This is a genomic window from Lysobacter sp. CFH 32150, from assembly GCF_022758295.1.
GTDB lineage: Bacteria > Pseudomonadota > Gammaproteobacteria > Xanthomonadales > Xanthomonadaceae > CFH-32150.
Map to the genome: position 1 here is coordinate 96,164 of NZ_JALDWJ010000010.1, position 12,028 is coordinate 108,191.

8 protein-coding genes are annotated in these 12,028 nt (G+C 64.1%); 4 read left to right on the forward strand and 4 right to left on the reverse strand.

Annotated features, from left to right (window positions below; translation table 11 throughout):
- Nucleotides 1-3: 3 nt before the first annotated feature.
- The 4 genes from MO486_RS14405 to MO486_RS14420 all read right to left on the reverse strand — a co-directional run bounded on the left by MO486_RS14405 (nucleotide 4) and on the right by MO486_RS14420 (nucleotide 7,681).
- Complete coding sequence (locus tag MO486_RS14405) at nucleotides 4-2,301, reverse strand: family 20 glycosylhydrolase (protein WP_242909193.1); 2,298 nt, start codon at nucleotides 2,299-2,301, stop codon at nucleotides 4-6.
- Between the two features lie 25 nt (nucleotides 2,302-2,326).
- Complete coding sequence (locus MO486_RS14410) at nucleotides 2,327-3,328, reverse strand: glucokinase (protein ID WP_242909195.1); 1,002 nt, start codon at nucleotides 3,326-3,328, stop codon at nucleotides 2,327-2,329.
- Nucleotides 3,329-3,593: 265 nt separating this feature from the next.
- Nucleotides 3,594-6,467, reverse strand: coding sequence for a TonB-dependent receptor (locus MO486_RS14415; protein WP_242909197.1), 2,874 nt, complete (start codon nucleotides 6,465-6,467; stop codon nucleotides 3,594-3,596).
- A complete protein-coding gene (locus MO486_RS14420; RefSeq protein ID WP_242909199.1) occupies nucleotides 6,464-7,681 on the reverse strand; it encodes a glucokinase in 1,218 nt (405 codons plus the stop codon). The genes MO486_RS14415 and MO486_RS14420 overlap by 4 nt, the downstream gene beginning before the upstream one ends.
- A 327-nt stretch (nucleotides 7,682-8,008) precedes the next feature.
- Between MO486_RS14420 and MO486_RS14425 the strand changes: the two genes are divergently transcribed.
- The 4 genes from MO486_RS14425 (at nucleotide 8,009) to MO486_RS14440 (ending at nucleotide 11,979) form a co-directional block, all read left to right on the forward strand.
- The gene (locus MO486_RS14425) at nucleotides 8,009-9,310 is read left to right on the forward strand and encodes a sugar MFS transporter (RefSeq protein ID WP_242909484.1); all 1,302 of its coding nucleotides are present in this window, start codon (nucleotides 8,009-8,011) and stop codon (nucleotides 9,308-9,310) included.
- A 113-nt stretch (nucleotides 9,311-9,423) separates the two neighbouring features.
- Nucleotides 9,424-10,458, forward strand: a complete 1,035-nt coding sequence (locus MO486_RS14430) for a LacI family DNA-binding transcriptional regulator (RefSeq protein ID WP_242909201.1) — start codon at nucleotides 9,424-9,426, stop codon at nucleotides 10,456-10,458.
- Between the two features lie 207 nt (nucleotides 10,459-10,665).
- On the forward strand, nucleotides 10,666-11,220 hold the full coding sequence (locus tag MO486_RS14435) for an Ax21 family protein (protein ID WP_242909203.1): 555 nt from the start codon (nucleotides 10,666-10,668) through the stop codon (nucleotides 11,218-11,220).
- Nucleotides 11,221-11,400: 180 nt separating this feature from the next.
- On the forward strand, nucleotides 11,401-11,979 hold the full coding sequence (locus MO486_RS14440; protein WP_242909205.1) for an outer membrane beta-barrel protein: 579 nt from the start codon (nucleotides 11,401-11,403) through the stop codon (nucleotides 11,977-11,979).
- Nucleotides 11,980-12,028 lie beyond the last annotated feature (49 nt).

Genomic DNA, 12,028 nt, shown 5'->3' on the forward strand with positions numbered 1-12,028 from the left:
CGCTCACGGCGTCGCAGTTGCGGGTAGCAGCTGCACCGCATCGATCGCCCACAATGGATCGGGCGTGCGGCCGGTGAAGTAGAAGCACAGGTCGTGCGCGCCGGCGCTCGTCGCCAGCGCACCCTCGAGCGTGCTCGTCGTGTCGCGTTTGCTGGCTTCGGCCAGCGGCAGCGAGGCAATGCGCGGACCCGCGCAGGTGTCCAGTCGCACTTCCAGTTCGCCTTCAGCCGTCGCCGGTGCGCGCAGCTTCACGCTGTTGATCGCTTCCCCGAGCTGGAAGTTGTACGGCAGGTTGGCGACGGTGGCGCGAATCGCCGTGATGCCATCGAGGCTCGCGTTCTTCCAGATCCAGCAGGCATCGAGGATATCGACCTGCAGCACCGCGCGCGGGCCTTCGAACGGCGCATCGTCTTCCAGCCGCAGGACCAGACTGTTGCTGCACGGCGTCAGTTCTTCGGCTTCGCGCGTACGCAATCCGGCAGCGTCGAGCACGCGTGTACGCGCAATCGCCAGCGGGCGGGTGCCGGCAAAACTCGCGGCTTTCAGCGTGGTCGGCATCGGCAATTCGAGCGGCGCTTCATAGCGCGGCGAAGCCGGTGTCGGATCGCTACCGTCGAGCGTGTAACGGATGTCGCCGAAGGCAGTCTGGTTGGATAGCGTCACGCGCGCCCGGTTTTCGCCTAGCGGCTCGGCTGCGATCTTCACCGCGAACGCGCTGTCGGCCGGCGTGATGCCGAGCTGCCGATATCGATGCAGTTGCGGCGCGAGGCGCTGCAGGAAACCACCGAAATCGCGCTCTGCCTTCGGCGTCCATACCCCTTCGGCCAACGCGGCGAGGCGCGGGAAGGTCTTGTGCTGCACGTTGTCGAACGTGCGGACGTGTTCGGTCCACAGGTTCGCCTGCGCACCGAGGACGTGCTTGCTCTGCTCGGCATCGAGTTCCGGCGGCACCGGCTCGAAGTCGTACACCGCCTTGAGCGGCGTCGGGTAGTCGTGGCTCGACGGCTCGTCGGCTGCATCGCTTTGCATGCGATTGAAATAGGTCAGGTTGCTGGGCGACAGCACCACGTCGTGGCCTTCGCGCGCGGCTTCGACCGCACCCTTGGTGCCGCGCCACGACATCACCGTCGCTTGTGGCGGCAAGCCGCCTTCGAGGATTTCGTCCCAACCGATCAACTTGCGGCCATGCTGGTTGAGGAAACGTTCGATGCGCGCGGTGAACCAGCTCTGCAGCGCCATGTCGTCCTTCAGGCCGAGCTTGCGACGATGCGCCTGCACCGACTCCGAGGCTTGCCATTGGTCCTTGATCGCCTCATCGCCGCCCACGTGGATGTACTGGCCGGGGAACAGCGCCATCACTTCCGTCAGCACGTTCTGCAGGAACTGGAACGTGCCGTCCTCGACGTTGTACAGGTACGGATTGACGCCCCAGTCCGGCGAGACCGGCGGTGCCTTGCCCGTCACGCCGAATTCGGGATAGGCCGCGATCGCTGCCTGCGCGTGACCCGGCATCTCGATTTCGGGGACCACGGTGATGTGGCGCACGGCGGCGTAAGCGACGATGTCACGCACCTGGTCCTGCGTATAGAAACCGCAATAGGGACGCGGCTGGCCTTGCGCAGTGCGGCCGGCCGCACCCGCGGGAATCCGGCAGGCGCCGACTTGGGTGAGCTTCGGATAGCGCTTGATTTCAACGCGCCAGCCTTGATCGTTGGTGAGGCCCCAATGGAAAACATTGAGCTTGTGCTGCGCCATCTGGTCGAGCACTTGCTTGATCTGGTCGACCGTCTGCAGATGGCGCGCGGAGTCGAGCATGAAGCCGCGCCAGGCAAACCGCGGTGCGTCTTCGATGCGTACGCCCTGCAACGACACCGGAAATCCCTGTGCGGTATCGGCGGTCAACAGCTGCCACAGCGTGATGCCGCCGTAGAACAGGCCGGCCGTGCTGCGCGCACGCACGCGGATGCCGGTCGCCGTGACCGTGAGCGCATAGGCCTCGTTGCCGGCGGGCGCGGTGGCGTCACTGGCGAATTCAATCGCCGGTGCCGGCGACTTCGTGTTCGCAATCGCCAAGGTCGCGCCGCGCGTGCGTTGCAGCAGCGTCGCGAAGTACTGCGCCGCCTGCAGTGCAGCGGCATCGCCGGCGGTGACGCGGATCGGCGTGTCGGCCTGCACCACGAATTCGCCTTCCGTCGCCACGACCGACGCCGGCAATGGAATCACCGGCAGCGCGTTTGTGGCGTGGCCTGCAGTACAGACCAGCAATAGCAGGAAGCCGCAACAACGCAGCAGTAAGGGCATAACGGATCCTTGCTGGAAGTTGGAATCAGTCGCTGCCGTAATGTTCCAGGTACCACGCAGCGGCACCGATCAGGCCGAGCTGGCCATGTTCGATCAACCACACCGGCACGCGCGCCAGCACCTCGCCCAATGCGCCCTTGTTGCGATAACGCGCGCTGAAATCGCTGGCGAGCAGGAACGGTTTGATCTGCGCCGGGATGCCGCCAGCCAGGTACACCGCCTTCGCGCCGAACATCAGGGCGAGGTCGCCGGTCAGGCTGCCGAGCAGGCTGCAGAACAATTGCAGGGATTCGACTGCCTGCACGTCGTCGCCGCGTTGCGCAGCGGCGGCGATCTCCGCAGGTGCTTGCAGGCGTGGACTGACGCCATCGATTTCGCACAGTGCGGTATAGGTGTTGAGCAGGCCGGGCCCGGACAACACGCGTTCGTTGTCGACGTGCGGCCAGCGTTGCAGCAAGTGGCGCAGGAGTTCGAGTTCGCGCGGCGTGCCGGGTGCAAGCGACGCATGGCCCGCTTCGGTCGACAGGATCGTCGTCGACGTTCCCGACAACCGCACCGCCGCGCCGAGTCCCGTGCCGGGACCGATCACCAGCGTTGGCCCAGGTGACGTCGCCTGTGTCGGACCGCAGAGCAGGGTGATCTCGGCTGGATCGATGCACGGCGTCGCGCAAGCCACGGCTTCGAAATCATTGATCAGCGCGAGGTGTTGCAGCCCTGCTTCCTGCCAGGTCTGCAATCGTGAGACCGGCCACGGGAGATTGGTGTTGATCAGGCGATCACCATCGATCAGGCCGGCAATGGCGACGGCGGCATGCAGCGGTTCCGTCGCTTCGCACGTTGCGGCAAAGTCGCGCAGGATCGCTGCCAGGCTCGGGTGCTCGGCACAGATGTACTTGCGATACTGCAGGACCGAGACCGAGCTGCAATCCCCTGCCTGCACCAATGCGACGCGGGCATGGGTGCCGCCGACATCTGCGGCAATGAAGGGCTGCGTGCGCAGCATCGCGCTGCCGTGGATGGGTGACATTGGACGGGGGGTTCGCTGGTTGGATCGCGATTATTGCCCAAACAAAGGGCTTGTATCGATCTAATGTGTAAATGGGGCCTTGCAGGGGCAAATCATGACGTGCGAGAGGTCCGGATCATAGTTGCGTTTACGGTTACCGCGGGCACCGCCAAGCCATCCATGCATCGATCCCGCTCGTTTGATTGGTTGCCTTCGCCCTGCACGGCAGCGGGCCCGGAATTGCCGGACCCGCTGCGACCGCATCACGGCAGTTGCAACGATTGCATCAGAACTTGAAGCGCAAGCTCAGGTAGTACTGACGACCGTTTTCGTAGATCGAGCGCGGACGCTCCTTCGACTCGGCGTAGTACTTGGTCTTCGGGTTGTTCAAGTTCATCAAGTCCAAGGCCAGCGAGAAGTGGTCGCTGATCTTGTAACCCAGCGACGCCGAGACGTTGTCGATCTCATCCTGGAAGAACGCCGAGTTGCGGTCCAGGCCGCTGTAGAACTCCGAACGGTAGGTGTAGTTCACGCGTGCGTTGAACCGATCGTTCTCGAAGTAGGCACCCACGTTGTAGGTGTTGTCCGAGGTGCCGAGCATGGGCGAGCCGTCGCCGGTTTCGCCGTCGGCGTAGGTGTAGTTCGCGAACGCGCCGAAGTAGTCGCCGAATGGCTGCTCCCATGCCAGCTCGAAGCCCTTGACCTTGGCGTCGGAGTTGATCGGGGTGGTCACGTCGTAGTCGATCGGGACGATCGAGGCGGTGCCGGTCGTGGGATCGACCCGCTCGGTCATGTAGGTGCGACGGACGTTGCTGAGCGCGACGTAGTTGTCGATGTCCATGTAGAACACGCCGGCGGACAGCAGCGAACGCTCGCCGAAGTACCACTCGACAGTCGCATCGATGTTGTTCGACAGAATCGGTTCCAGGTCCGGATTGCCGCCGGTGCCGGTGCCGATGCCGTTGGGCTCGCTGATCGGCGGCGGAGCCAGGGTGACCGCGGCGGCCAGTGCGGAGAAGTCCGGACGGGTCAGCGTGCGCGAGGCGGCCAAGCGCAGCACCACGTCATCGTTCAACTCGTACTTGAAGTTCGCGCTCGGCAGCCAGTCGTTGTACGTGTGCTCGGTCACGACCTTCCGGTACAGGCCGAAGAGCGAACCGGAGATCGCTCCGGGATCGTTCGGATCCGTGGCCTGGGTGTAATTGGTCACTTCTTCCTTGGTCTGGACGAAGCGCACGCCGACGTTGCCGCTCCAACGCTCGCCCGCCAGGTTGAACTGGACGTACGCGGCGTTGCTGCGCTCTTCCAGGGCGTAGGCGCCGTTGTAGTCGAAGCGGGCCACCGGGTCGCGGTAGGCCATGCGATTGAACGCGGCCAACTGTTCGGGCGTGAAGAACCAGATGTCGCGCGGGAAATTGCCGCCGATGCCATCGGCGAAGTCGCCCGGATAGTTCTGGAAGCCCTGCGGCCAGTTGGCCGGATCGAACGGGGACAGGCTGCCGGGCGAACAGAAGTAGGGTGGCGCGCCCCAGTTCAGGCCGGTCACGGAGCCGTCGGGATTCAGGCAGCCCGGAGCCTGGTTGGTGACCTGGTCGAGGCTGCGCTCGTGCTTGGCGCCACGCACGCCGAACTCGATCGATGCCAGTGCGCCGCTGTCGACGAAGTATTGGCCATCCAGTTTCAGCCAGTCTTCCTTGTCGACCACGTCGATGTCCTGGTAGCCGAAGATCCAGTCGAGGTTGTAGTCCTCGCCTGGCAGCCAGTTCCAGGGGCCGGTGGTGGAAGCGGGCGTACCCGGCTGGCCGGTGACGGCGTTGCCGAGGTGCCAGTCGGCGGCGCCCACGCCATGCATGGACCAGCCGGCGCCGCTGCCGAGGCCCACGTCCCATTCGGCCACGTCCTGGGTCGGGGTTTCGCCGTGACCTTCCGAGGTACCGCCCTGGGCGGTGAACCTCAGCTTGTCGCTGACATCCCACTTGCCTTCGACGCTGAAGAACTCGGTGCTGGACTTGGCGCCCGGGCGCGAGATCTGGTCGTAGATGCCGTACTGGTTGCCGGGAACGGCGGCAAATTCGGCCTGGACGAGGGTGTTGTCGCGCACCACGTAGCCCGGCAGCGGGGCTTGGCCGTTGCCCTGGCTGAGGATGCGCCGGCCCCACAGCATGTAGTTGCGGTTGTAGTTGTCGGCCTCCATGTCGGAGCGGAAGTAGTTCGCCTCGAGCTCGACGGAATCGGTCGGTTTCCACTGCGCGGTAAACATGCCGCCGGTGCGCTTGCGCTCCTGCTCGAACAAAGCCGAACCCATCAGTACCGGATAGAAGACGCCAATCAGATCGGGATTGCTTTGAGCGATGGCAGTAGGCGTGCCATCAGGATTCGTCGCCTTGATCTGCTCGTAACCCAGCAGCTCTTGACCATCGCGGCGCAGGTGGCGCTCTTCGCTGAACACCTGCACGGTCATGCCGAAGCTGCCATCGGTGTTCTTCCAGTTGCCCAGCACCGAGATCTGCGGATCGGTCTTGCCTGGGTTGTCCGCGTAGACCGCGCCCACCGAGCCGAAGATGCTGAAACCGGTGTCGAAGTTGAGCGGGTTGCGGGTGATGATGTCGATGCTGCCGACCGCACCGCCTTCTACCAGCTTGGCCTCGGACGATTTGCGCACAACGACCTTGTCGACCAACTCCGACGGCAGCAGCGAATAGCTGACACTACGGCCGACGGTGCCGGTCTGGTTGAGCACGAACCAGTCGCCAGTGGCGACGTTGTGGCCGTCGATCAGGGTCTGGGTGAAGCTGGGACTGGTGCCGCGCATGCTGACGCGGTCGTTCTCGTCGAACGCGCCTTCGTTGGCGCTGGCGGCGCTGATGTTGACGCCGGACACGCGCGACAGCGAGTCGGCGACGTTCTTGTCCGGCATCTTGCCGATGTCTTCCGAGGTGATGACTTCCACCCGGGTGACTTCATCGCGCTTGCTTTCCAGCGACTGCTCGATCGCTCCACGGATGCCCTTGACGATGATCGTGTCCAGGCTGGCGGCGTCTTGCTGTTGCGGGGCTTGCTGTTCTGGAGCCTGCTGCGCAGCCTCTTGTGCCGTCACGCTCCCGGCCATGCCGAGGGCCACGACGATACTGGCCGATAGTACGGATTTGCGAACTTTCATTGCTCTCCCTCCCTCAGGGCTGTGATGGGCTGCGTCGTATCGATCTGCATCGACGTCGCGATGACTTGCTCGTTGTGGCCAAGCGGCGTGAGCCGTTCCGGCCGTGTTGCTGCCTGCGCGGGGCGATCCCGTTCCTCGCGCAGGTGTTCCAGGTACCAGCTGGCGGCGCCGATGACGCCCAGCTGTTCGTCTTCGATCAGGCGCACCGGCACACGCTCGAGCACGGCGCGCATCGCGCCTTTGTCGAGCAGCCGCGCACGGAAGTCGCTTCGGGGCAGGAAATCCTTGAGTTGCGGGACGATGCCGCCGGCGATGAAGACCGCCTTGGCACCGCTGATCGAGATGAGGTCGCCGATCACGCTGCCGAGCAACGCGCAGAAAATCAGTACCGCCTCGCAGGCAACAGCATCGCCGCGACGCGCTGCATCGGTGATCGAAGCCGGCGCGAGCAGGATCGGTTCGACATCGTCGATCGCACAGATGGCTGCGTACAGGTTGACCAGGCCCGGGCCGGAGACCAGGTGCTCGATCGGAACGTGCGCACCGCGCTGCTGCATCCAGCGCAGGATTTCGATCTCGCGTGCGGTGCCCGGTGCGAACGCGATGTGGCCGGACTCGGTCGGCAGGACCACGGTGCCATCGCGATGCGGGATGCGCACCGCGGCACCGAGCCCGGTGCCCGGGCCCAGTACCAGCACGGGTTCCCGTGCCGCGGCGGCGATACCGGGCGTGAGCAGCAACGATGCATCCGGATCCATGCATTGCACGGCATGCGCGGCCGCCTGGAAATCGTTGATCAATTGCACTTCGCCGAGGCCCAGCTCGCGACGAAGCGCCGACAAAGAAATACGCCAAGGCAGATTGGCGTTGACCACCGCGTCATCGAGCAGCACGCCAGCGCAGGCGATGGCGACGCGGTCGATGCCTGCGCACGCGCTGGTGGAGGCAATGAAGTCGGACAGGATCGCGGCCAGGCCCGGGTAATCAGCGCAGGCGTATTTGCGATGCGCGATGACCGCGATGGTGGATTCACCTCGACCGCTGTCCCGGACCAGACCGATGCGTGCGTGCGTGCCGCCGACATCGGCGGCGATGAAGCAGGCATTGGACGCCGCGGCGGACGGCACGGCGTTCACCACGGGGATCGACGAACGCACGTGGTGTGCGCGCCCGCATGGCGATTGGATCGGCTTGGCGCGTCCTTCGAATCCCACTGCATGCACCCTCCACCTGGCGGCTGGCCCCCCGCCAGCGCGGCCGAGATTGCTCTCAGAATGACAACGTTGTCAACATGCCGGCATGAATTGGCGCCGCAATCAACCAAACCGCTAGAAAAGGCCTATTTGTGTTGTCGCAGTGCAGCATTTTCCAGCGAGGCCGGCGTGGTGGAGATTCGCCGCTTTCGCGCAAATGTCTGGCTTACAGGACAAAGTTGTGACAACGTTGAGCCAACAGGATGTCGTGTGAGTCATTCACGCACGCCATGACGTTGACGCCGGCGGGGCGCTCCCGCATTCCTCGGGAAGGGAGTTCGCATGTCCATGCCAGCCACCGGCGCGCAACCGCGCCACCTCGGCTCGATCGCCATCATCGGCGCGCTGTTCTTCATCTTCGGTTTCGTCACCTGGCTCAACGGGCCATTGATCTCGTTCGCCAAGCTCGCTTTCGATGTAAGCGACAGCTATGCGTTCCTGATCCCGAGCGCGTTCTACATTTCCTATTTCTGCCTGGCGTTGCCGGCGTCTTTCATCCTCAAGAAGACGGGCATGAAGAAAGGCATGGCGCTGGGCCTGTTCGTCATGGCGATCGGCGCGGCGGTGTTCGGCGAGTACACGACGCAACGCTGGTACCCAGGCGCGGTCGGCGGCATCTTCGTGATCGGCGCGGGGCTGGCGATCCTGCAGACAGCAGTGAATCCCTACATCAGCATCCTCGGCCCGATCGAGGGTGCCGCACAGCGCATCGCAGTCATGGGCATCTGTAACAAGCTGGCCGGCATCTTCGCGCCGCTCGTGATCGGCGCCCTGGTGCTGCATGGCATGGGCGATCTGTCCGCGCAGGTGGCCAGCGCCGATGCAGCGACCAAGGATGCACTGCTCAATGAATTCGCTTCGCGCGTCCACGGCCCCTATCTGGGCATGGCCGCACTGATGGTGCTGCTCGCGATCGGCATCCTGTTTTCACCGCTGCCGGAAATCCGGGCCGAGCAGGTCAACGCGGGCAGTGGCTCGACCGACCATCGCTCCAGCCTGCTGCAGTTCCCGCACGTGTGGCTGGGTGCGCTGTGCATCTTCGTCTACGTCGGCGTCGAGGTCATGGCGGGCGATGCGATCGGCACCTACGGCCAGGGCTTCGGCCTACCGCTCGACCAGACCAAGTTCTTCACCTCGCTGACGCTCGGCGGCATGTTGCTCGGCTACATCGTCGGCCTGGTCGCGATCCCGCGCTTCATCTCGCAGGAGCGTTATCTCGGCTTGTCGGCGATCCTCGGCATGCTGCTGGCGCTTGGCGCATTCCTGACCCATGGCTACGTCTCGGTCGGCTTCGTCGCGGCACTGGGATTCGCCAACGCGATGATGTGGCCGGCGATCTTCCCACTCGCGATCCATGGCCTCGGCCGCCTCACCGAGTACGGTTCAGCGCTGCTGATCATGGGCATCGCTGGCGGCGCGGTGATTCCGCAGGCTTTCGTGCTACTGAAGCAGCATTACGATTTCCAGCTGGTGTTCGCGCTGCTGATGGTGCCGTGCTACCTGTACATCCTGTATTTCGCGAAACGTGGGCATCGCGCCGGCCAGACCAGTCCCGCAGCAGCAGGCGCAGCGGCCGTGCAGCACGGCTGACGGGCCCATGCGCTGGCGCATGTCATTTCCTTCACACCCCACGATGGTTAGGCTAGTTGCTTCACCGCTGCGCCGATCGGCGCAGCGGAGGTGTCGGCTTCCACGAGGCTTCGGTGCGTAGACCCACAATCAAGGATGTTGCCGAGCGCGCCGAGGTGTCGCTCAAAACGGTCTCGCGCGTCATCAATGACGAACCGAGCGTGCAAGCGCGTACGCGCGATCGGGTGCACAAGGCCATCGCCGAGCTGGGTTACCAGCCGGATCCCTCGGCGCGCAGCCTGCGCAGCGCGCAGCCGCGGACGCTCGGGCTGGTCTACGACAATCCCAACGCGCACTACGTCATCGCCGTGCAGAACGGCGTGCTGTCGGTGTGCCGCGAGACCGGCTACGAGTTGCAGATCCATCCTTGCGATTCGTCCTCGCCCAACCTCACCGCCGAGCTGCTCGACTTCGTGCAGCGCTCGCGCCTGGCGGGCGTGGTGCTGGCGCCGCCGATGTCCGAACGCAACGAGCTGGTCAACGAACTGATCGCGCATGGCATTCGCTTGGTCCGCATCGTGTCCGCGGCGGCCGATCCGCTGGACGGCAGCGCGTGCGTCTACGTTGACGATCGCGACGCCGCCTACGACATCACCGAGCACCTGATCCAGCTCGGCCACACCCGCATCGGTTTCCTGTGGGGCGGCAAGTCGCACGGTTCCAGCTGGGAGCGCTACAAGGGTTACGAAGATGCGTTGCGCGAATACGGAGTGGAGCTGGATCCGGCGCTGGTCGCCGAGGGCGATTACTCCTTCGACGACGGTTTCCGTGGCGCGCGGCGGCTGCTGGCCTTGCCCGATCGCCCGACCGCGATCTTCGGCAGCAACGACGAGATCGCCGCCGGCGTGCTGGCAGCTGCGAAGTCCAGCGGCATCAACGTGCCGCATGACTTGTCGATCGCCGGCTTTGAGGACAGTCCGTTCTCCAAGCAGAGCTGGCCGGCACTGACCACGGCCAAGCAGGCGACCCAAGAAATCGCCCAGCACGCCGCGCGCCGGTTGCTGCAGGAAATCCGCGAACCCGAGCCTGCCAAGCCGTTGCCGAACGAGGGCTTCAGTCCGCAATTGGTGGTGCGTGGTTCGACGGCGCCGCCGCGACCGAAGTCGTAACGCGGGTCAGCGGGACACCCTGCGGCCGACGCTCCAGATGATGTTTTTTCCAGCTCATGCCGGGCACGACTGATTCGCGCCTGAAAAGTTCCTGTACCGGCGAGTTCTATATTCAGTTTCGGTTGTGAAGGCGTGAGGACAATGGCGCCACCGGTTAGCCAAGCCTTAACAAATGGCACCCGGCCCATAACCAGAACGAGGTTCTTCATGAAGCGTTCCTTGCTTGCCCTGACCCTGATGGCTGCCCTCCCGTTCGCTGCTTCGGCCGCCGACGGCGTTTCCTACAACTTCATCGAGGGCGGTTACGCCGCCACCAACACCGACGCCGGCGATGCCGACGGCTTCGGCGTGACCGGCTCGGTGGCGATCCATCCGAACTTCCACCTGTTTGCCGGCTACAGCACCCAGGAAATCGAAGACACCGACATCGATTTCGACCAGTCGCGCTTCGGCGTCGGCTACAACCACCAGATCGCCCCGGCGGCGGACCTGGTCACGCGTATCGCCTATGAGAAGTTCGATGCCGGCAGCGGCCTGAACTTCGACGGCTACAGCGCCGAAGTCGGCGTGCGTGGCGCCTTCGCCCCGAGCTTCGAGGGCTACGCGATGGCCGGCTACGAAGACTTCGAACAGGCCGACAGCGAGTTCTACGGCCGCGTCGGCGCGCAGGTGAAGTTCAACCAGAACTGGGGCGTCAGCGGCGACGTCAAGTTCATCGACGGCGACACCCAGTACTTGGTCGGTCCGCGCTTCACCTGGTAAGCCCGGTTGTAACAGCGTCCACATCGCGACAGTTCCCTCCCCCTGACTTCGCGATGGGAAGCCCGGCCGCAAGGCCGGGCTTTTTTATACCGATCCAATAAGCGTGAAGATTTTGTTAATATTAGTGGGCCGCCATTGCGGCTGGACCTAAGTATTTAACGGAATTTTTACGAGGATTGCATGAAGAAGTCTCTGACGCTGGCTCTGTTGCTGGCTGCTGCACCGCTCGCTGCCTCTGCTGGTGAGTTGAGCTACACCTACGTCGAAGCGGATTTCAACCGCACCAATGTCGATCTCGACACCGTCGACTTCGATTTCGACGGCGCCGCCCTGCGCGGTTCGGTCGAGTTCGGCCAGTCGGCGGTCTACGCGTTCGGCGGTTATGCCGCGAGCACCAACGATGACCTCGGCGTCGATATCGATCTGAACGAGGGCCAGATCGGCCTGGGCTACCACCACGAAGTGTCCGACAACGCCGATTTCCTCGCGGAAATCAGCTACGTCAACGTGGAAGCGAAGGTCGCGGGCGTCAGCGAAGACGCCGATGCCTACCGCGCTTCGATCGGCTTCCGCGGCGCAATCGCCGAGAGCCTGGAAGGCCAGATCAAGGTCAACTACACCGATGGCGACGGCAGCGACGAGTTCGCCCCGAGCTTCGGTGCGCAGTGGAAGTTCAACCAGACCTGGGGTCTTGTCGGTGAAGCCGAGCTCGGCAGCGACACCAATCGCTATCTGGTCGGCGTCCGCGCCAGCTTCTGATCATCGCTGCAACGCAATAAAAAAGCCCGGCAATTGCCGGGCTTTTCTT